General features: G+C 72.1%; 19 protein-coding genes and 1 riboswitch. Of the genes, 1 reads left to right on the top strand and 18 read right to left on the bottom strand.

Annotated elements, in window-relative coordinates; genetic code table 11:
- Position 1: 1 nt before the first annotated feature.
- Positions 2-191: riboswitch (cyclic di-AMP (ydaO/yuaA leader) on the bottom strand.
- Positions 192-552: 361 nt separating this feature from the next.
- The gene (locus ACF08F_RS17805) at positions 553-1,374 is read left to right on the top strand and encodes a tyrosine-protein phosphatase (protein ID WP_392299423.1); all 822 of its coding nucleotides are present in this window, start codon (positions 553-555) and stop codon (positions 1,372-1,374) included.
- 33 nt (positions 1,375-1,407) lie between these two features.
- Here the strand turns inward: ACF08F_RS17805 and ACF08F_RS17800 are convergent, their stop codons facing one another.
- From ACF08F_RS17800 to ACF08F_RS17715, 18 genes are all read right to left on the bottom strand, one after another.
- Complete coding sequence (locus ACF08F_RS17800) at positions 1,408-1,563, bottom strand: DUF6126 family protein (RefSeq protein WP_392299422.1); 156 nt, start codon at positions 1,561-1,563, stop codon at positions 1,408-1,410.
- Between the two features lie 35 nt (positions 1,564-1,598).
- Positions 1,599-2,228, bottom strand: coding sequence for a helix-turn-helix domain-containing protein (locus ACF08F_RS17795; protein ID WP_392299421.1), 630 nt, complete (start codon positions 2,226-2,228; stop codon positions 1,599-1,601).
- A 66-nt stretch (positions 2,229-2,294) separates the two neighbouring features.
- Positions 2,295-3,680: an aspartate aminotransferase family protein gene (locus ACF08F_RS17790; RefSeq protein WP_392299420.1), complete on the bottom strand. Its 1,386-nt coding sequence runs from the start codon at positions 3,678-3,680 to the stop codon at positions 2,295-2,297.
- A 10-nt stretch (positions 3,681-3,690) separates the two neighbouring features.
- Positions 3,691-4,713, bottom strand: coding sequence for an adenosyl-hopene transferase HpnH (hpnH, locus tag ACF08F_RS17785; protein WP_392299419.1), 1,023 nt, complete (start codon positions 4,711-4,713; stop codon positions 3,691-3,693).
- 7 nt (positions 4,714-4,720) lie between these two features.
- Positions 4,721-5,410: a 1-hydroxy-2-methyl-2-butenyl 4-diphosphate reductase gene (locus ACF08F_RS17780; protein ID WP_392299418.1), complete on the bottom strand. Its 690-nt coding sequence runs from the start codon at positions 5,408-5,410 to the stop codon at positions 4,721-4,723.
- Positions 5,410-7,428 (bottom strand): squalene--hopene cyclase, encoded by a 2,019-nt coding sequence (shc, locus tag ACF08F_RS17775; RefSeq protein ID WP_392299417.1) that lies wholly within the window; start codon positions 7,426-7,428, stop codon positions 5,410-5,412. The genes ACF08F_RS17780 and shc overlap by 1 nt, the downstream gene beginning before the upstream one ends.
- 107 nt (positions 7,429-7,535) lie before the next feature.
- Positions 7,536-8,636: a polyprenyl synthetase family protein gene (locus tag ACF08F_RS17770; RefSeq protein ID WP_392299416.1), complete on the bottom strand. Its 1,101-nt coding sequence runs from the start codon at positions 8,634-8,636 to the stop codon at positions 7,536-7,538.
- Complete coding sequence (gene hpnE, locus ACF08F_RS17765) at positions 8,633-10,033, bottom strand: hydroxysqualene dehydroxylase HpnE (protein WP_392299415.1); 1,401 nt, start codon at positions 10,031-10,033, stop codon at positions 8,633-8,635. The genes ACF08F_RS17770 and hpnE overlap by 4 nt, the downstream gene beginning before the upstream one ends.
- 178 nt (positions 10,034-10,211) lie before the next feature.
- Positions 10,212-11,162 (bottom strand): presqualene diphosphate synthase HpnD, encoded by a 951-nt coding sequence (gene hpnD, locus ACF08F_RS17760; protein ID WP_392299414.1) that lies wholly within the window; start codon positions 11,160-11,162, stop codon positions 10,212-10,214.
- Entirely contained in the window at positions 11,159-12,070 is a 912-nt protein-coding gene (gene hpnC / locus ACF08F_RS17755; RefSeq protein ID WP_392299413.1) for a squalene synthase HpnC, read from the bottom strand. The genes hpnD and hpnC overlap by 4 nt, the downstream gene beginning before the upstream one ends.
- Positions 12,071-12,382: 312 nt before the next feature.
- Complete coding sequence (locus ACF08F_RS17750) at positions 12,383-13,030, bottom strand: TetR/AcrR family transcriptional regulator (protein ID WP_392299412.1); 648 nt, start codon at positions 13,028-13,030, stop codon at positions 12,383-12,385.
- 137 nt (positions 13,031-13,167) lie between these two features.
- The gene (locus ACF08F_RS17745) at positions 13,168-13,953 is read right to left on the bottom strand and encodes an ABC transporter ATP-binding protein (protein ID WP_392299411.1); all 786 of its coding nucleotides are present in this window, start codon (positions 13,951-13,953) and stop codon (positions 13,168-13,170) included.
- Entirely contained in the window at positions 13,946-14,875 is a 930-nt protein-coding gene (locus ACF08F_RS17740) for an ABC transporter permease (RefSeq protein ID WP_392299410.1), read from the bottom strand. Before ACF08F_RS17740 ends, ACF08F_RS17745 begins: the two co-directional genes overlap by 8 nt.
- Positions 14,876-14,923: 48 nt before the next feature.
- On the bottom strand, positions 14,924-15,769 hold the full coding sequence (locus ACF08F_RS17735; RefSeq protein WP_392299536.1) for a glycosyltransferase family 2 protein: 846 nt from the start codon (positions 15,767-15,769) through the stop codon (positions 14,924-14,926).
- 47 nt (positions 15,770-15,816) lie between these two features.
- Positions 15,817-16,596, bottom strand: a complete 780-nt coding sequence (locus ACF08F_RS17730) for a CDP-alcohol phosphatidyltransferase family protein (protein WP_392299409.1) — start codon at positions 16,594-16,596, stop codon at positions 15,817-15,819.
- Positions 16,574-17,635 (bottom strand): iron-containing alcohol dehydrogenase family protein, encoded by a 1,062-nt coding sequence (locus tag ACF08F_RS17725; RefSeq protein WP_392299408.1) that lies wholly within the window; start codon positions 17,633-17,635, stop codon positions 16,574-16,576. The genes ACF08F_RS17730 and ACF08F_RS17725 overlap by 23 nt, the downstream gene beginning before the upstream one ends.
- Positions 17,623-18,375 carry a sugar phosphate nucleotidyltransferase gene (locus ACF08F_RS17720; protein ID WP_392299407.1) on the bottom strand — a complete coding sequence of 251 codons (753 nt, stop codon included), beginning with the start codon at positions 18,373-18,375 and terminating at the stop codon, positions 17,623-17,625. Before ACF08F_RS17720 ends, ACF08F_RS17725 begins: the two co-directional genes overlap by 13 nt.
- Positions 18,372-20,192, bottom strand: a complete 1,821-nt coding sequence (locus ACF08F_RS17715; RefSeq protein WP_392299535.1) for a DUF5941 domain-containing protein — start codon at positions 20,190-20,192, stop codon at positions 18,372-18,374. The genes ACF08F_RS17720 and ACF08F_RS17715 overlap by 4 nt, the downstream gene beginning before the upstream one ends.
- Positions 20,193-20,403: the final 211 nt, after the last annotated feature.

Genomic DNA, 20,403 nt, shown 5'->3' with positions numbered 1-20,403 from the left:
GAATTCCTCTCCGGCGCCTACGAGGTGAGCTGTCGGGTTCGGACTGGAGATGTCCGGCCGCGTGTCCACGCGGCTTCACCCCGAGCCGTCCTGTTGTCGCGGGACCGGCGTACTTCCTGGGTCCCCCGCTCCTGCCACACATGGGATGAGTGCGGATTCCGGACGGTGGCAGGATTCGGCGGTCCGACCGGATTGACGGTGACGCTAGACGAGCGGGGTCGGAGCGAACAAGCCGCAGATTTCCACCGGCATTACAGGGGCCGCATTCCGTCCGGAATTCCGGTCACCCTCCGTCGATGACGGTCCCTCGATTTCCCTTTTCCGTACGGAAATTGCTCCGGGCCCTCGGCCACGATCCGTCACTTCTATGACCCTGCTCACGCGCCGGCGCCCATCTCGCCCTCAACCAGGGCGCGTTCGACCTAACGGTCAATTTCGGACAGATCGCCCATTCCCGTCCGAGGGGGTGCGCCGACCCCGCCCCACCTGGATGATTGCCCCAGGAACCGATCTCGCATCGGGCCCCCGAACGACGACCCCCCAGGAGCATCCGTGACGCAGCAGCTGCCGCAGGTCCCGCCCACCGAAGCGAACGAACCCGAGCTGGCCGAGGTCCGCAACTTCCGGGACGTGGGCGGCCTGCCGACGACGGACGGGCGCGCCGTGCGACCCGGCCGGCTCTTCCGCAGCGGCCACCTCGCCCACGCCACCGAGACCGACGCCGCCTTCCTCGCCTCTCTGGGCCTGCACACCGTCTTCGACTTCCGCAACGAGGCCGACCGCAAGGTCGAGGGCGCGGACGTCGAACTGCCCGGCGTGCGGAACGTGAACATCCCCCTCAACGACCCGGCCGACGGCAAGGAGTTCTGGAAGCTGGTGCGCGACGGCGACATAGCGCAGCTGCGGGAGATCCTGGGGGACGGCAAGGCCGCGACCCGAATGTCCGACTCGTACCGGAAGATGGTGGTCGAGCGGACCGAGGAGCACAGCCGGATCCTGCACTCCATGGCCGAGGAGAGCGTCCCGGCCCTGATGCACTGCGCGGCGGGCAAGGACCGCGCCGGCCTCTCCATCGCGATCACCCTGCTCGCCGTCGGCGTCGAGCGCGAGGCGATCGAGGCGGACTACGTGAAGTCGAACGACCCGCACCGCCGCTACAAGGTGCGCCGCAGCTCCACCGCCGCGGACGCGATGTCGCCCGAGGTGATGGAGCTGCTGAGCCCGCTCTTCGACGCGCGGGTGGAGTATCTGCGGGCCGCCCTGGAGACGATCGAGGCGACCTGGGGATCGGTCGAGACCTACCTCACGGAGGGGCTCAAGCTGGCCCCCGAGACCCGTGAGCGGCTGCGGGAGCGCCTCCTCACCGAGGCGTGACCCCGCCGGGTCAGGGCCCCCGGGCCCTGACCCCTACCGGTTCTGGCCGCCCAGCATGAACAGCAGGTAGAGGAAGCCGGCGAAGAGGTGACCGGCGATCAGGTAGGCGAAGAGGCGGAGCACGAGCCCCTTGGGGAACTTGCCCTCACCGCGCTCTTCGCCGGTGACCGGTACGGACTTCTCGGACATGTCGTGCCTTTCTTCTCGGACGGGATCACGCGGTCTCAGCGCCGGTGCGGCGTTCCGTCCCCGAGGCACAGCTCGGCGACGGGACTCTGCAGCAGGGTGTGCACGAAGAGCAGCTCGGCCCCGCCGGAGGTGGCGGCGCCGATGCGGTGCGGGGTCAGCGAGTCGAAGTGCGCGCTGTCCCCCGGATCGAGGACGTGGACGGCCTCGCCGAGCGCGAGCCGCACCCGCCCCTCCAGGACGTGGATCCACTCCTCACCGGGGTGGACCCGCACGATGTCGGCCCGGGTGGCGTACGGCACGTGGACGCGCAGGCACTGGAGCGCCCGCCCGGCGCCGCCGGCCTGCCGGTAGATCCAGCCGTCGGCCTCGACGGGCTCGGAGCGGCCGGCCCGGACGACGGGGTCCCGCTCGGGGGGTGCCTCGCCCAGGAGCTCGGAGACCGTCGTACCGTAGATACGGGCGAGGCCGAGCAGCATCGGCAGCGAAGGCTGCCGGTTCCCCGTCTCCAGCCGGGAGAGGTGGGCCGGCGAGAGACCGGCCCGCTGGGCGGCGGCCTCCAGGGTGAGTCCCCGGCGGCGGCGCAGGGCCCGCAGCTGCGGGGCGACGTCGGGCAGGACGCCGGGGGTGGCGGTGTCCGGGGAGATCTCCCCGGGGACGTGGTCCATGTGTCCATTGCGCCAGGATCATGCCTCTGAGGCAAGTTTCTTGCCCCAGAGGCAAAGACCTTCGCGCTAACGCTGAGCGACCGCCTGCTTCACCAGGGTCCTCCCGAAGTCCCACATCAGCCCGCCGCCGCCGTGGGCCTCGTCCATGACCGCCGTGAAGGCCGTGACGAACCGGTCCACGTCCGTCTCGTCGACGACCAGCGGCGGGATCAGCTTGATCACCTCCAGACGGTCCCCGGAGACCTGGGTGAGGATGTGGTGCCGCTGGAGCAGCGGCACGACGACCATCTGCGCGAAGAGTCCCTTGCGGGCCGTCTGCAGCATCGTCCAGCGGCCGCGGAGCCCCAGCGAGGACGGCCGGCCGAACTCGATCCCGATCATCAGACCGCGCCCGCGGATCTCGTGCAGCAGCTCGTAGCGGGGCACGAGCTCCCTGAGGCGGCCCGAGAGCAGCTCGCCCATCCGGCGGGCGTGGGCGACCGTGCCCTCGTCCTCCATGACCGACAGGACGGCGAGCCCGGCCGCCATGGCCTGCGCGTTCGCCCCGAAGCTCGCCGAGTGGACGAGGACCCGGTCCATCGAGGAGTAGACCTTCTTGAAGATCCAGTCCTTGCCGAGGGTGGCCCCGACCGGCACGTAGCCGCCGGAGAGCGCCTTGGCGACGCAGACGAGGTCCGGCTCGACCCCGGCCTCGTGCTGGTACGCGTAGAAGTCGCCGGTCCTGCCGAGGCCGGTCTGCACCTCGTCCGCGATCAGCAGCGCGCCGTGCCGGTGCAGCAGCTCCTGGGCGGCGAGCAGGAAGCCGGGCGGCGCTTCGTGGACGCCCTTGCCCTGGATCGGCTCCACGACGAAGGCGGCCACGTCGCCCCGGCGCAGCTCCCGCTCCAGGGCCTCCAGGTCGCCCAGGGCGATCTCGGTGTCCGGCAGGAGCGGCTCGAAGCCGTCCCGGAAACATCGCTCCCCGTTGACGGAGAGCGAGCCGGTGGTGAGCCCGTGGAAGGCGTGGGCGCAGTAGAGGACCCTGGGCCGCCCGGTGGCGTACCGGGCGAACTTCAGGGCGGTCTCCACGGCCTCGGTGCCGCTGTTGCCGAAGAAGACGCGGTCGAGGTGCGGGCTGTGGGCCAGCAGCCGCTCGGCGAGCAGTCCCGGCAGGGGCTGGCAGTCGAAGCGGGTGAGGTCCGCGAGCTGGGCGTCCAGGACGTCGTGGAGGGCCTTGCGGACGACAGGGTGGTGCCGTCCGAGGCCCATCACGCCGAAGCCGGCGAGCATGTCGAGGTGGTCGACGCCGTCGGCGTCCCAGAAGTGGGCACCTTCGGCCCGCTCGTACACCTTGTCGAAGCCGATGGTGTGGAGCATGCGCGGCAGCTGGTGGTTGAGGTACCTGGCGTGCAGCTCGTAACGCTCGCCGCCGCGCTCGGCGAGCAGCGCCCGCAGGTCGAACTCGCCGCTCATGCCGGCCACCTCACCCGTCGCTCCCGGAGACGGTCTCCCGGATCGCGCGCAGGGACTCCTTGAGGGAACCCATGGTGGCGAGGACGGCGGTGGGTTCGTAGCCGCAGTGGGCCATGCAGTTGGCGCAGCGCGGGTCCTTTCCGCGGCCGTACTTGTCCCAGTCGGTGTCCTCGACGAGTTCGCGGTACGTGGGGACGTAGCCGTCGCTCATCAGATAGCAGGGGCGCTGCCAGCCGAAGAGCGAGTAGTTGGGAATGGCCCAGGCCGTGCAGGGGAAATCGGCCTTTCCTTCGAGGAAGTCCAGGAAGAGCGGCGAGTGGTTGAGGCGCCAGCGGCGCCTGTTTCCGCCCGCGAAGGCCTTCTTGAAGAGTTCCCGGGTCTGCTCGACGCCGAGGAAGTGTTCCTGGTCGGGGGCCTTCTCGTAGGCGTAGGCGGGCGAGATCATCATTTCGTCGACCTGAAGGTCGTCGTTGAGGAAATTGAGCACCTCGATGATGGTCTGCGGGGTGTCCGTGTTGAAGAAGGTCGAATTGGTGGTGACGCGGAAGCCGCGCCGCTTGGCCTCCTTGATGGCCGCCACCGCCTCGTCGAACACGCCCTCCTTCGCGACGGATTCGTCGTGCCGCTCGCGCAGGCCGTCGATGTGCACGGCGAAGGCGAAGTACGGGGAGGGCGTGAAGTCCGCGAGCTTCTTGCGGAGCAGCATCGCGTTGGTGCAGAGGAAGACGTACTTGCGCCTGGCCACCAACTGACGGACGATCTCGTGGATCTGAGGGTGCATCAGGGGCTCGCCGCCCGCGATGGACACCATGGGGGCGCCGGACTCCAGGACCGCGCCGACGGCCTGCGCGACCGGCATGCGCTGCTTGAGGACACCCGCCGGGTGCTGGATCTTTCCGCAGCCCTCGCACTTGAGGTTGCAGGCGTAGAGCGGCTCCAGCTCGACGATCAGCGGGAACTTGTCCCGCTTGCGGAGCTTCTGTTCGAAGAGGTAGGTCCCGACCCTGATGGACTGACGGAGCGGCATGGCCATAACTCGTTCACCTCCTGGGGAGCAGCAAAGAACGGTGCCATTCGAAGAACGCGGGAAGGACGGCACGAAGGACACGGAAGGCTGATATTCCCCCGCGTACCGTGCCGATCCGGACCAGTTCATGTTCTGGAGCGTCCACGACCACCCGGACGGCCGCAACCGGGCGGGCGTCCGGGCCGCTCCCGAGCCGTCCGGCCTCCCGCGCGGTGCGCAGGGTCGCCGCGGACTCCATGTCGACGGCGATCGCGCCGGTGGCGCGCAGCGCGGCCCGCTCGGGGCCGCGCACCACATGGTCGGAGCCGCTCAGCGGGCCGGTGTGGACGGTCCGCCCGGGTACGGCTCTGACCAGCGCCTTCACCAGGAGCTCGGTGCCGACGCAGGGGGTCGTGCCCTCGGGGCCACGGGTCTCCTCCGCGACCACCAGGTCCCCCGGGTGCATGCCCGGGGCGAGCCCCGCGCAGAAACCGGAGGCGATGACGGCGGCGTCCGCCCACCGCTCCTCGCCGAGCACCCGGGCGACGGTCCGGCGGGCGTGGGCGGGGCCCATGCCCGTACGCACCACGGTCACCGGCCCCGGGGCGCCGCCGCGGTCCCCGCTGCGCAGGGCGAACTGCTCGATGCCGAGCGCGCAGGCGATCAGCAGCGGCGGAGCCGTGCCGGGGCAGGCGGCCGGGTCCGGGCCCGGCCCGCGGCCCATCAGCGGTCCTTGCCGGGCGAGGGCTCCCCGTGCACGTAGCGCCCGAGCGCCGTGAGGGGGAAGACGTGCCGGTACAGGTGGTAGTTGATGGAGAAGTCCCAGGGGAAGCCGGTCCCGGTGAAGTACGGCTCGTCCCAGGTGCCGTCCTCGCGCTGCGTCCCGGCGAGCCAGGCCACACCCCGCCGGACGGGCTCCGACTCTCGCTCGCCGGCCGCGAGGAGGGCGAGGAGCGCCCAGGCGGTCTGGGAGGCGGTGGAGGCACCGCGTCCGATCCACGCCTCGTCCTCGTACGAGCGGAGGTCCTCGCCCCAGCCCCCGTCCTCGTTCTGCACGGTCCCGAGCCAGTGGACGGCCCGGCGGACGGCCGGGTGGGAGACGGGCAGTCCGGCGGCGGTGAGCGCGGGGAGCACCGAGCCGGTCCCGTAGACGTGGTTGACGCCCCAGCGGCCGAACCAGGCGCCGTTCGGCTCCTGGTTCGCGAGCAGCCACTCGATTCCCCTGCGGGTACGGGGGTCCTCGGCCAGCCCTTCGTGGGCCAGCATCTCCACCACATGGGCGGTGACGTCGGCCGAGGGCGGGTCGACCACCTCCCCGAAGTCGCAGAAGGGGAGCTTGTTGGGGAAGGGGCTGGTGTTGTCGGCGTCGAAGGCGGCCCAGGCGCCGTTGCGCGACTGCATGCCGAGGGTCCAGGTGATGCCCCGGGCGACGGCCGCGTCCACCCTCGCCGGGTCGGTGTGCCTGACCCGGCGCAGGGCGAGCACCACCTCGGCGGTGTCGTCGATGTCGGGGTAGTTGTCGTTGTGGAACTCGAAGGCCCAGCCGCCCGGGGGCAGCCCGGGCCGCCGCACCGCCCAGTCCCCGGTCCGGGTGATCTCCTCGTCGAGCATCCAGTCGACGGCCTTGACCAGGGCCGGATGGTCAGGGGGGAGACCCCCGTCGGCGAGCGCGATGGCGGCGAGGCAGGTGTCCCAGACCGGCGACTGACAGGCCTCGATCATGCGGGTGGGGCCGGCTCCTTGGCCGTCGGGCCCGGAGGGACCGTCCTCGCGCCAGACGGCGAAGCGGTCGAGGGACTCCAGGCCCGCGCGCATGACCGGGTGCTGGAGGTCGTAGCCGAGCAGGTGGAGGGCGATGACCGAGTAGACGGCGGGCGGCTGGATGCCGCCCCAGCAGCCGTCGTTCTCCTGGCGCTCGACGATCCACCGCGCGGCCAGGTTCATCGCGGCCCCGCGCAGCCCGCGCGGCGCGATCCGGTGGTAGGCGTGCAGCGCCTTGTCGAGCCGCTGGAAGATCCCGTCCCAGCCGGTGGCCGGGGCGAGGGGACGGGGCGGGTTCGGCCGGGCCGGATCGGTGTGCAGCTCGTCGAGCGGGAAGGGCGCGGGGCGGACCGGGCGCTTCGCGGAGACCACGGTGAGCGGCACGATCGTCTGCCGGGCCCAGCAGCCGAAGTCGTAGATGTTGAGCGGGAACCACTTCGGCAGGAAGAGCAGCTCGGGGGGCAGCTCGGGCAGGTCCTCCCAGCGCCACCAGCCGAAGAGGGCCAGCCAGATCCGGGTGAAGACCCGGGCGGCGGCGATGCCGCCCCGGGCGCGCACCCAGGCGGAGGCGCGGGCCATGTGCGGGGCCTCGGGCGGGTCCCCCGCGAGCCGCAGGGCGACATAGGCCTCGACGGTGGCGGAGACCTCGCCGGGTCCGCCGTAGAAGGTGGCCCAGGCGCCGTCCTCCCGCTGCTCGCCGCGGATGTGGCGGGCCGCCGCGCGGACGGTGTCGGCGTCGAGGATGCCGAGGAACTGGCGGAGGAGGAGGTCCTCGGCGTCCATGGTGACGTTGGTCTCCAGGTCGCCCTTCCACCAGCCCGCCGGGTCCTGGCGGGCGAGCAGGTGCTCGACGGCGCGCTCCGCGGCCCGTGCGGCGGCTTCGTCGAGGCCCGGCGCGGCGGCGCCGGTGTCCTGCGTGGTACTGGCCGCGGCCGCCCTGGGGCCCACGGCCCCGGCGCTTCCGTCGGTCGTCGCTGTCATGGCTTCCCCTTGCGGCAGTCGGTTACTTCTGCTTCTACGGGTCTGCCGTCGGCCGGCGCCGGAAGGCACCGGCCGGCGACCGCGAACTCATATCAGGGTGATGGTGATCATCTCTTCCGTACGACCACGAAGTCGGCCAGCGCGGTGAGCTGTTCCCGCACACGGGCGGGCATGTCCACCTCGTGCAGGGCCGCGATCGCGACGGCGTGCTGGCGGCGGGCCTCCTGGGAGGTCCACTCCCGTCCTCCGGCCTCCTCGATGAGGGCCGCCCGGAAGGCGAACTCCTCCTCGGAGAAGCTGTCGAAGTCGTTGGACTTGGCGTCCTCGGCGAGCAGTCGGCCGAGCTGCTCGGAGGCGGGTCCGCCCGCGGCGAGGGCCGCGACGACCGGCAGCGACTTCTTGCGCTGGCGCAGGTCGCTCCAGGTCTGCTTGCCGGTGGACTCCGGGTCGCCCCAGATGCCGAGGAGGTCGTCGACGGCCTGGAAGGCGAGCCCGAGGTGGTACCCGTACTCCTCCAGCTTGTCGGCGGTGCGGTCGTCGGCGCCGCCGAGGACGGCACCGATGGAGACGGCGCAGGCGAGCAGGGCGCCCGTCTTGTTGCCCTCCATCTCCAGGCACTCCTCGACGGTGACCCGCTCGCGGTGCTCGTAGGAGATGTCCTGGGCCTGCCCGTCGATGAGCTTGCGGCTGGCGGTGGTGAGCCTGCGGGTGGCGCGCCCGGCCTCGACGGTGCCGAGCTCCAGCAGGATCTCGTTGGCCAGGGCGAACAGCGCGTCGCCGACCAGGATGGCCTGGGCGGGGCCGTGCACCTTCCACACGGTGTCGCGGTGGCGGCGCTGCTCGTCGCCGTCCATCAGGTCGTCGTGGAGCAGCGAGAAGTTGTGGACGAGCTCCACGGCGACGGCACCGGGGATGCCGACCTCGGGCGCGGCGCCGGCGGCCTCGGCGGACAGCAGGGCCAGCGCGGGGCGGACCGCCTTGCCGCCGTCTCCGTCGGCGGGGTTGCCACCGGCGTCGATCCAGCCGAAGTGGTAGGCGGCCACGGTGTCCATGGGCGCGGCGAGGCGGTCGACGGCCGCCCGCAGTACGGGGGTGGACAGGGTCCGCCCCCGCTCCAGCAGTGCGGACACGTCCGCGGTGTCGACGGCCGGATTACCCGGCGGCACAGTCGGCACGGTCTCTCCTCTAGTTCCGGTACTCACAGTCATGCCGCCTCCTGCAGCGGATGGTCATGACGGCGGCCGAGGGTGGAGAGCGCCGCGCCCGCTGCGCTGAAGCCGCTGCGGACGGCGCCCTCCATGGTCGCGGGCCAGCCGGTGGCGGTCCAGGATCCGGCCAGGTAGAGGCCGGGAACCCGGGTGCGGGCGCCGGGGCGGAGCCGGCCGACGCCCGGGGAGGGCGCGAACGTGGCCGTCCGCTCCCTGGTGACGAAGAAGTCGCGGATCCCGGCGCCGCGGGCGGCGGGCAGCAGCCGTTCCAGCTCCGGGAGGTAGCGCTCGCGCAGGGCGGCGACGGGTTCGTCGATCTCGTCCTGGGCGGCGGACTGGGAGACGGCGAGGTACTGGCCGCCGCCCTTCAGTCCGGAGGAGTCGGTGCGGTCGAAGACCCACTGGACGGGCGAGCCGAGAGCGGTGAAGAAGGGCCGCTTCAGCACCTTGCGGTCGTAGACGACGTGGAGGTTGAGGATCGGCGCGGTGTCGATGTCGAGGAGCCGGTCGGGGTCGTCGAGGGCGCCCTCGGGCAGCAGGGCGTGCGTCTCGGCCTGCGGTACGGCGAGGACGACGGCGTCGGCCTCGATCGTCTCCCCCGGCACCTCGACGGTCCAACGCCCGTCGTCGGTACGGGAGATCCGCTCGGCCTTGGTGCGCAGCTCGGTGCGGACGCCGAGGGCGTCGAGCTCCTTCGCGGCCCGGGTGTCGTGGAGTTCGCCGAGCGGGACGTGGGCCCAGCCGATGTCGGAGGCGCCGGGCTCGGAGAGGAGGCCGGTCTTGAAGACCATCGCGGCGAGCCCCATGGAGGCCTGCGGGGCGGGGGCGTTGAGGGTGGGGATGCCGACCAGGTCCCAGAGGGCCTCGACGGTCCGGGGGGACTGTCCGTGGCGGCCGAGCCAGGTGGCGAAGTCGATGCCGTCGAGGGCCGGGTCGGCGGGGTCGAGCTTCTTCAGCGCGAGCGCGGCGCGGCCGACGGAGGCGCGCTCGGCGAGGGAGAGGTGGGGGTACGTGGCGAGGCTGCGCGCGAGGTGCAGCGGTACGGGGAGGGCGTCGCGGCGGATCCGGCCGAGGCGGGGGCCGCGGGGGTGGCCGACGTCCAGGACGGGGACGTCGAGGCGGTCCTGGAGGGGGGCGAGCCGGGTGCCGTCGACGCGGTCGAGGAACCAGCGGTAGGCGGTGCAGCAGCGGAGGTACACGTGCTGGCCGTTGTCGACGGTGAGGTCGCCGCGGCGGAAGGAGAAGGCGAGGCCGCCGAGGCGGGGCCGGCCTTCGAGCAGGGTGACCCCCACGCCGGCCTCGGCGAGCTGGAGGGCGGCCGTGATGCCGGCGAGCCCGCCGCCGACGACGACGGCGTGGGGCTGCCGGGAGTTCCGCTCGGTTCCGTCGGTCGTCACGGGGCCTCCGTTCGGGTCGGGTCGGTCGGCGGGGACACCACGGAAGGGATCCCTGCCGAAAGGGCCCCCGCGGGCCGGGAGGCGGCCGTGGCCGGCAGCACCTCGGACAGGTGCGCCGCAGGCAGGGACGCCGGGGAGGTGCTTCGGGTTGCCCGGTGGGCGGAGGCGCAGGGGCTCATCAGGCACGCCTCCGGACGGTTCGCCGGGCGATGTGGCGGGTGTCGAGCCCGGAGAGCCCGCGCACGGCGACGTACGCCTTCTCCCGGCCCGGCAGCGAGACCCGGCCGCGCAGCACGGCCTCGGGGTCGCGCTCGATGCGGTCGAGCAGCCGCCGGTAGATGCCCGCCATGGCGGCGACGCACGCGCCGCTGCGCCGGTCGAGCATCGGCAGCAGCCGGTAGCCCTCGGCGAACAGGGCGCGGGCGCGCCGGACTTCGAAGTGGACGAGCCCGGCGAAGTCGGAGCCGGGCGGCGGCGTCGCACTCCCGAAGCCGTCCCCGCAGCCGAACTTGGCGAGGTCGTCGGCCGGCAGGTAGGTGCGGCCGTTCCCGGCGTCCTCGCGGACGTCCCTGAGGATGTTGGTGAGTTGGAGCGCGAGGCCGAGGGTGTCGGCGTACTCGGGGGCGCGGTCGGCCCCCTGGGCGCCGGGCTGGGTGCCGAAGACGCCCAGCGAGATCCGGCCGATCGCGCCGGCCACGCAGCGGCAGTAGACCTTGAGGTCGTCCCAGCTCTCGTAGGTCACGCCGCGCACGTCCATGAGGACGCCGTCGATGAGCTCGTCGAGCCCGCCGAGCGGGATCGGGAAGCGGCGGGACGCGTCGGCGAGCGCGACGGCGACGGGGTCGGTGTCGTCCTCCTCGACCTTGCCCGCGCGGACCCGGTCGAGGAGCGCGCGGGTGGCTTCGAGGCGCTCCCGCTTGGTCTCGACGGGGAGCGTGCCGTCGCCGATGTCGTCGACGCGGCGCGAGAAGGCGTACAGCGCGGACATCGCCTGGCGCTTGTCGGTCGGCAGCAGCCGGATCCCGTACGCGAAGTTACGGGCCTGCTGCCCGGTGACCGCCTCGCAGTAGCTGTAGGCGGCCAGTACCGGTGCGGACGACTGGGGCTGTCCCTCCACGGTCGCGTTCACCCCTCTCTCCGCGCCCGGAGCAGAACCGCTCCCACCTGGCGCATCAGGCTCGGCTTGGTGGCCTTCGGTGGGCCGGTCAGTACGTCGTGTCCGGCGTCGGTGATGGCGTCGAGCGCCGAGAGACCACCGCCGGTGAAGCCCGCGAGGAGCAGGCGGAGCCGGCCGTGGACGCTGCCGACGAGCGGTTCGCCCGCGTGCAGCAGGTCGCGGGCGCGCCCGGCCTCGAAGGCGACGAGGGCGCGCACGGAGGCGCCCGCGGTGGGCCGGGCGAGGTCGCCCTCGGTGACGTGGAAGCGCTTGAGGTCCTCGGCGGGCAGGTAGACGCGGTCGTTACCGAGGTCCTCGGCGACGTCCTGGAGGTGCTCGACGATCTGCAGGGCGGTGCAGATCTCGTCGGAGCGCCGGATCCGCTCGGGGGTGTCGGTGCCGGTGATGGCGAGGACGAGGCGGCCGACGGGGTTGGCGGAGAGCTCGCAGTACGCGAGGAGGTCGTCGTACGTCTCGTAGCGCTTGACGAGCTGGTCCTGGCGGTTGGCGGCGATCAGCCCGAGGAAGGGTTCGGGGGTGAGGCCGCAGCGCTCGACGGTCGGCCGGAGGCGCTGGAGCAGGGGGTGGCGCGGGGTGCCGTCGAAGACGCGGCGGAGGTCGGCCTCGAAGGCGTTTAGGAAGACCAGCCGGTCCTCGGCCTCCTCGGGGGTGAGGCCGAGGTGCCGGGCGTCGGCGCCGCCGGGGGCGAGGTCGCCGTCGCCGATGTCGTCGACGAGACGCGCGAAGCCGTAGGCGGCCATCAGGTCGTCACGCCAGGCCCGGGGCAGGAAGAAGGGGGCCACGGGGAAGTTCTCGTCCGAGGCCTTGCCGAGGGTCGCGCGCGAGGCGGCGTCGGGTCGCGCCTGCCGGGTGTCCGTCACAGGTCACTGCCCGCCGGAGGGACGGCGAGACCCTCGTGGAGCTGGAGATTCTGCGTCATGGCCGTCACGACTCCCGTTCTACACTGCCGACCCAATCCATCCTATTTCGGACACGCCGCCGACTCCTGCCCGCCGGGCCGGGACCTGGCGACCCGATGGCCGTGGGGTATCGCCCTACTTGCCTCGAAACAGACCGGTCCAGCTTACGTTGTACGACGGCAGTCGTCGTTCCGGGGTGGCGCGGAGCGGGGACTTCGTCCGCACGACCGAGCAACACCCCTACGGGGAAAGGGAGTTCAACTCAGGTCCAGGTCAGAGCCCGCGCGTGCCGGAGACGACCATGGCGAGGGTGGATTCGACGACGTCGTCCCGGCGCTGCGCGGGCAGCCGCCGCAGCGGGCCGTCGAGGAGCAGAAGTGACAGTCCGTGCACGGCCGACCACGCGGCGGCTCCGGCCGCGGTCCGGCCCTCGGGCCGGGGGCCGCCCGCCTTGGCGAGGCCGTCCAGGGCCTCCCTGAGCAGGGTGAACGCGCGGATCTCGGGCTCGGCCGCGGTCCGGCCGGCGGCGGGCTCCTCGGCCTCGGCGGGGCGGGGGACGCAGAACGCCGCCCGGTAGAGGCCCGGCTCGTCCACGGCGAAGCCGACGTACCCCCGGCAGAGGGCGACGAGCCGGCGCTCGGCGGCCAGGGCGGGGTCGTCGGCGCCGGGCTCGTGGGCGGCGGCGCGCTCCATGGAGTCGGCGAGCCGGCACTGCGCGTGGAGCTTGACCGTACGGAGCAGCTCACCCCGCCCGTCGAAGTGCCGGTAGGCGGCGGTGGGCGAGACGCCGACCCGGCGGGCGGCCTCGCGCAGGACGACCCGCTCGGGTCCCCCGTCGGTGGCCAGGTCGACGGCGGCGCAGATCAGCGCGTTGCGCAGATCGCCGTGGTGATAGGTCTTTCCCCCCGAGATCGCTGCCATGGACTCATCCTGCCCGATGTTGACCACATGAACATTCCAGGCGGACACGCGACGCGCGAAAAGCGGACACACGGCGGGCGAAAAACAGAACCGCCCCCACCGGAGGGTGGGGGCGGCACACGCGACACGGGGCGCGGTCAGCGGGCGGTCTCCCGCTCGTACGCCTTGAGGACCTCGTCCGTGGGGCCGTCCATGAGGAGCTGCCCCTTCTCCAGCCAGAGCACCCGGTCACAGGTGTCCCGGATGGACTTGTTGCTGTGGCTGACGAGGAAGACCGTGCCGGCCTCCTTGCGCAGCTCGCGGATGCGCTCCTCGGAGCGGATCTGGAACTTGCGGTCGCCGGTCGCCAGCGCCTCGTCGATGAGGAGGACGTCGTGGTTCTTGGCCGCCGCGATGGCGAAGCGGAGCCGGGCGCCCATGCCGGAGGAGTACGTGCGCATCGGCAGGCTGATGAAGTCGCCCTTCTCGTTGATCCCGGAGAAGTCGACGATGCCCTCGTACCGCTCGCGCACCTCCTCGCGGCTCATGCCCATGGCGAGGCCGCCGAGGATGACGTTGCGCTCGCCCGTCAGGTCGTTCATCAGCGCCGCGTTGACGCCGAGGAGCGAGGGCTGGCCGTCGGTGAAGACCTTGCCGCTCTCGGTGGGGAGCAGTCCGGCGACGGCGCGCAGCAGGGTGGACTTGCCGGAGCCGTTGGAGCCGATGAGGCCGATGGCCTCGCCACGGTAGGCGGTGAAGGTGACGCCGCGGACGGCGTGGACCTTGCGGACGCCGCGGCTGACCTCGGCCTTGCCGCGGCCGACGATCCGGCTGAGCGCCGCGGTGGCGCTGCCCTTGCCGCCGCCACCGGTGTTGACCCGGTAGACGATGTGGACGTCGTCGCAGATGACGGTGGGGACCTTGCTCGGGTTCGGATCAGCCACGGCCGTACCTCTCCTCGGCCTTCCAGAAGTAGACGAAACCGCCGGCGCCGACGATCACTGCCCAGGCGAGGGCGGTCATCCAGACGTGGTCGGGAAGGTTCTGCGCGCCGTAGCCGTCGATGAGCGCGAAGCGGATCAGGTCCATGTAGACCGCCGCCGGGTTGTACATGAGGATGTCGGCGATCCAGGCCGGCTTGTCGGCGAGCATCACCGGGATCGAGAACATGACGCCGGACGCGTACATCCAGGTCCGCATGATGAACGGCATCAGCTGGGCGAGGTCGGGCGTCTTGGAGCCCATCCTGGCCACGATCATGGCGAGTCCCACGTTGAACACGAAGTGCAGGAAGAGCGCCGGGATCACCAGCAGCCACCGGAGGGAGGGGTAGCTGCCGAAGGAGAGCACGATCGCCACGAGGACGATCATGGAGAAGAGCAGCTGCTGGAGCTGCTGGAGCGAGAAGGAGATCGGGAGGCTGGCCCGCGGGAAGTGCAGGGCCCGGACCAGTCCGAGGTTGCCCGAGATCGCCCGCACGCCGGCCATGACCGAGCTCTGGGTGAAGGTGAACACGAAGATGCCGGTGACCAGGAAGGGGATGTAGACCTCCTTGGTCATCCCCTGTCCGGCACCCAGGATCAGCCCGAAGATCAGGTAGTAGACCAGGGCGTTGAGCAGCGGGGTCGCCACCTGCCACACCTGGCCCAGCTTGGCCTGGCTGTACTGGGCGGTCAGCTTGGCCGAGGAGAACGCCAGGATGAAGTGGCGGCGGCTCCACAGCTCGCGTACGTACTCGAACAGCCCGGGCCGGGCGCCGCTGACCGAGAGACCGTACTTCGCGGCCAGCTCGGCCGGGGCCAGGCCCTCGTCGACGGACGGGGGCGCGCTCGTCGCGACCGCCCCGCCCTGGTGTGTGTCACTCACAGTCGAAACTTTCGTGTTCAAGATGCGCGGCACGTCGGTACCACGATGTCAGACGACCGGGGGGCGACCCAGCCGGGTCAGGCGCCACACCGTACGCCACCTCATCGGGCGGCGCGGCCCGCAGGGAGTCGTCCACCCCTCGCGGAAACCGCCGAACCACGCCTTGAGCGCGGAGGGCGAGGGCCGACGTGCCAGGGTGAGCAGCAGCCAGACGCCGAGATACACCGGCACCAGGGGCGCGGGCAGATTGCGACGTGCCAGCCACACTCGGTTACGGGCCACGTTGAAGTGGTACGAGGCGTGGCGGGAAGGTGCCGTAGTGGGGTGCAACAGCACCATGTCGGAACGGTAGTCGATCATCCAGTCGGCGTCGAGCGCGCGCCAGGCGAGATCGGTCTCCTCGTGCGCGTAGAAGAACTCCCCCGGGAGAGCGCCCACTTCGGCGAAGACCTTGGTACGGACGGCGTTGGCGCCGCCGAGGAAGGTCGTCACCCGCGAGGAGCGCATCGGGTCGGAGGCGCGCAGCCGCGGCACGTGCCGGCGCTGGGTGGCCCCGGTCTCCGGATCGGCGATGCGGAAGCTGATGATGCCGAGGCGCGGGTCCGCCGTGAAGGCCTGGCGGACCAGCTCGGCGGTGTCCGTGTGGGCGAGCAGCCCGTCGTCGTCGAGGAAGAGCAGGACGTCCACGTCGGTGCCGCCGGGGCCGAAGGCCTCGATGCCGACGTTGCGGCCGGCGGGGATGCCGATGTTCTCCGGCAGGTCGACGGTGCGGACCCGGTCGGGCACCCCGGTGACCGGGGTGCCCTGCCCGACGACGACGACCTCGACCGGGTCGCCCTCCTGCGCCTCGACCGATTCGATCAGCGCGCGCAGGTCGTCGGGGCGGTTGCCCATCGTGATGACGACGGCTCCCACCTTGAGCGGAGAACTCACGGCCGGCCTCACTTCAGCCTGCTGGAGACCAGGATCGACACCAGGTGCAGCACGGTCTGGAGCAGGGCGATGCCGCACAGGACGGCGACACCGAGCCGGGAGAAGAAGAGGTCGCCCCGGACCTGGTCCGCGATCGCGAGGACCAGGATCAGGAGGGAGGCCTCGATCCCGAGGATCAGCCGGTGGAACTTGAGCGCGGCGGCGGCCTTGCGGGCCAGCGCCATCCCGGAGGAGCGCGGCTCGGAGGCCGACTCCTTGACCGGCGGGAGCCCGCCCTGGTGCCGGGCGACGCCGACGAGGTCGGTCTCCGCCTTGATCAGGATCGCGCCGAGCGCGGCCAGGGTGCCCAGGAAGGCCCACAGCCAGTCGACGCGGCCCGTGCCCCACAGGTCGGCGGCGCGCAGGCCGAAGCCGACCAGGACCGCCGCGTCGCACAGGTACGCGCCGACCCGGTCCAGCCAGACGCCCTGCAGCGAGAACTGCTGCTTCCAGCGGGCCACCTCGCCGTCGACGCAGTCGAGCAGCAGGTAGAGCTGGACCATCAGGACGCCGAGGACGGCGCCCGGGATGCCCGGCACGAGGAGCGCCGGCGCGGCGAGCACGCCGAAGACGGTCATCAGGTAGGTCAGCTGGTTGGGGGTGACCTTGGTGGCCACGAGCCGCCGGGTGATGCGGAGGGAGATCTCCCGCATGTAGAGGCGGCCGCCCCAGTGCTCACCGCTCCGCCGGTCCTTCACACCCGGGGGGTGGACGACCGGGCGGAGCTCAGCTACCGATGGCTTTTGCATAGTCGGCGTACGCGTCCCTGATCTCGTCGTCGGACAGGTCGAGGTGTTCCAGGATGGTGAAGCGGCCCGGCCGGGTCTGCGGGGCGAAGGACACCGCCTGGACGAACTCGTCCACGGTGAAGCCCATCTCCTCCGGCAGCACGGGCAGCCCGTGCCGGCGCAGGGTCTCGACCATCTGGGCGGAGCCCTCGTGGGCGCCGCGCAGGTGCATCGCGAAGGCCGCGCCGAGGCCGCACTGCTCGCCGTGGCTCGCGGCCCGCGTCGGGAAGAGCAGGTCGAAGGCGTGGCTGATCTCGTGGCAGGCACCCGAGGAGGGACGGCTGTCCCCGCTGATCGACATGGCGATGCCGGACATCACCAGGCCCTCGGAGAGCGTGACGAGGAAGTCGTCGTCGCCGATCCCGCCGGGGTGGCGGAGCACGGCCTCGCCGGCGCTGCGCGCCATCGCGGCCGCGAGGCCGTCGACGGGCTCCCCGTTCACCTGGTGGGACAGCTCCCAGTCGGCGAGGGCGGAGATGTTGGAGATCGCGTCGCCGATGCCGGAGCGCACGAAGCGCACCGGGGCGTCCCTGATCACGTCCAGGTCGATGACGAGGGCGATCGGGGTGGGCACACCGTACGAACCCCGGCCGTTGTCGTTGTCCAGGGTCGAGATCGGGGAGCAGATCCCGTCGTGCGACAGGTTGGTGGCGATGGCCACCAGCGGCAGGCCGACACGGGCCGCCGCGTACTTCGTCACGTCGATGATCTTGCCGCCGCCGAGGGCGACCACGGCGTCGTACCGCTTGCCGCGCATGGCGTCGGCGAGCTTCACGGCCTCGTCGATGGTGCCGCCGGAGACCGGGTACCAGTCCGCGCCCGGGAGCTCGGCGGCGAACTGGTCACGCAGCTTCAGGCCCGAGCCACCGCTGATGGCCACGGCGATCTTGCCGTTGCTGGAGATCCGCTGGTCCGCGAGGAGCGCGGAGAGGTCCTCCAGCGCTCCTCGGCGGATGTCGACGACGACCGGCGACGGGATCAGCCGGGTCAGTACTGGCACGCGATCTCACGGCCCTTCGCGAGGTCGTCGTGGTTGTCGATCTCGACCCACTTGACGTCGCCGATGGGCTCGACGTCGACGGTGAAGCCGCGGTTGACGAGCTCCTGGTAGCCGTCCTCGTAGTAGAGGTCGGGGTCGCGCTCGAAGGTGGCCTTGAGGGCGTCGGCGAGCTCCTCGGCGGCCTCGGCCTCGATGAGGGTGACACCGATGTACTCGCCGGTGGCCTCGGCCGGGTCCATGAGCTTGGTGATGCGCCGGACGCCCTTGCCCTCCTCGACGACGACCTTCATCTCCTCGTCGGCGAGCTTCTTCACCGTGTCGAGGGCGAGGATGATCTTCTGGCCCTTGCCGCGGGCGGCGAGGAGGGTCTTCTCGACGGAGACGGGGTGGACGGTGTCGCCGTTGGCGAGGATCACACCGCGCTTGAGGACCTCTCGGGCGCACCACAGGGAGTAGGCGTTGTTCCACTCCTCGGCCTTGTCGTTGTCGACGAGGGTGATCTTGAGGCCGTACTTGGCCTCCAGGGCGTCCTTGCGGTCGTAGACGGCCTCCTTGCGGTAGCCGACGACGATCGCGACCTCGGTGAGGCCGATCTCGGCGAAGTTCTTCAGCGTCCCGTCGAGGATGGTCAGCTCGTTCTCGGTGCCCTCGCCGGACACGGGCACGAGGGCCTTCGGAAGCGTCTCGGTGTAGGGGCGCAGACGGCGTCCGGCACCGGCTGCCAGTACGAGGCCGATCATGCTGTTTCTCCTTCGTCGTGAACGGCGGGTGCTCCGGAAGAGACCCAGAAACGGATGGACTCCACGAGCACCACGAGCGCGACGGCGACCGCGAGGGCGGTCAGTGCCAGGGTGAAGTCGTCACCGCGGTCCGCCAGGAGGGCGGCGAGAGCGACCACCAGGAGCGTGCGCCCCTCGTGTCCGCCGGTGACGCGCACCAGCCACGCGGGCGGCGCGCCGGTGCCACCGCGTATGCGGTAGACCGTGTCGTAGTGATGGTAGGCGACCGCCGCGACCAGGCCGAACGCCGCCGGGAGGGCGTGCGCGGAGTCGGACCGGGCGGCGAGCACGAGAACGGTGGTGTACTCGGCGGCGCGGAAGAGCGGGGGCACGAGCCAGTCGAGTGCGCCCTTGAGGGGGCGGGCGACGGCCGCGCCGGCCAGGACCGCGTAGCCGACGGCGGCGATCACGGTCTGCCGGTCGCCGAACGGCCGGTCGAGCACGGCGAAGAGCAGCCCGCCGGTCGCGACGGCGGCGAAGACGACCCCGGCGCCCCGGGCGCCCGGGCGGCCGAGGATCCGGGCCACCAGGCTCGCCAGTGGGCCGGAGTCGGCGAGGTCCGCCAGCGCCTGCGCGGCCCGGTCGGTCCTCTTCGCCTTACGGATCACGGAGCGCAGGACGCGGCCCGCGGTGGTGTAGCAGGCGGCGAACGCGCAGCCGACGAGCAGCGCCCAGAAGACGATCCGGGGGCTGGTGGCGGCGGTGAGGACGGCGATCATCGCCCAGCGCTCACCGATCGGCAGGATGATTATGCGGCGGGCCCAGACCGTCCAGCCGACGCTGTCGAGCCGGCCGGAGAGCGCGGCGGTGGCGCTCTTGCCCGCCGTGGCGTCGTAGGTGGCCTCGTAGAAGGCGAAGTCCACGACGTGCCGGCAGGTCATGAGGACCATGGCGCCGAGCGCGAGGGCCCAGACGTCGTCGCCGTTGCGGGCGGCACCGAGGGCGAGGCCCGCGTAGAAGGCGTACTCCTTGGCGCGGTCGAAGGTCGCGTCGAGCCAGGCGCCCAGCGTCGAGTACTGCAGGGAGTAGCGGGCGAGCTGCCCGTCGGTGCAGTCGAGGACGAAGGAGACGAGGAGGAGGACTCCGGCGGCGACGTAGCCGCCGCGCTCGCCGGTCGCCGCGCAGCCGGCCGCGATCAGCGCGGTGAGCAGCGAGGCGGTGGTGACCTGGTTGGGGGTCAGGCCGCGGCGCGCGCACCAGCGGGCGATGTAGCGCGAGTACGGGCTGATGCAGAAGGTGGTGAAGAAGCCGTCCTGGGCCTTGACGGCCGAGCGGAGGCGTACGGCCTCCTCGTCGACGGCCGCGACGGCGGCCTGCGCCTCGCGGCGGGCCTCGGCGTCGGCGGGCACGGTGGCGACGAGGGTGCCGAGCTGGGGCCGGTGCACGGCGACGCCCTCGGCGTCGAGGGCCTCGGCGAGGGTGCCCGTCAGGTCGTCGGCGGGGCCTTCGGTGCCGGGGGCGCCCGCGGGCACGGTCACGGCGGTCGCGGCGGTCAGGGCCCGGACGAGCGCGGGGCGGGCCTCGCTCTGCGCGGTGAGCGCGCCGGGCACGGCCTCGGCCGGGAACCGGGGGTCGGTGAGGGCGAGGCGCAGGGCGTGGAGATGACCGACGAACCGGGGGTCGACGAGCGCGACGCGCTCGCCCGCCGGGACGGATGCCAGCAGGGTGCCGGTCTCCTCGGTGCCGCTGGCGATCCGGACGTCGAAGCCGAGCGACCGCAGATCAGCGTCGAGCGAGGATCCGGGTGCCGGCGGGCCGGTGAGGATGGCGGTCGACAGACGAACTCACTCCTTGGAGCTGACGAGGGGCCTGCGGGCCGTGGCGGCCCGGGGCGCGGCGGTGCGGCCCGGCGCCGGGCGGCGGCACGTCGGCTGAGGCTATCGGATGAACGGAGCGTGAGTTCACCGAGGCTTCGCGGGCCGGACTCCCCCGGGCCCACCCGCGGCCTCGCGGGTGCGAGAGGCCCTGGGGGGATCGGCCCGGAGGAGT

The organism is Streptomyces sp. NPDC015130, from assembly GCF_043080005.1.
GTDB lineage: Bacteria > Actinomycetota > Actinomycetes > Streptomycetales > Streptomycetaceae > Streptomyces.
The sequence above is the reverse complement of the archived record's forward strand: the minus strand, read 5'-3'. Positions and strand labels throughout refer to the sequence as shown.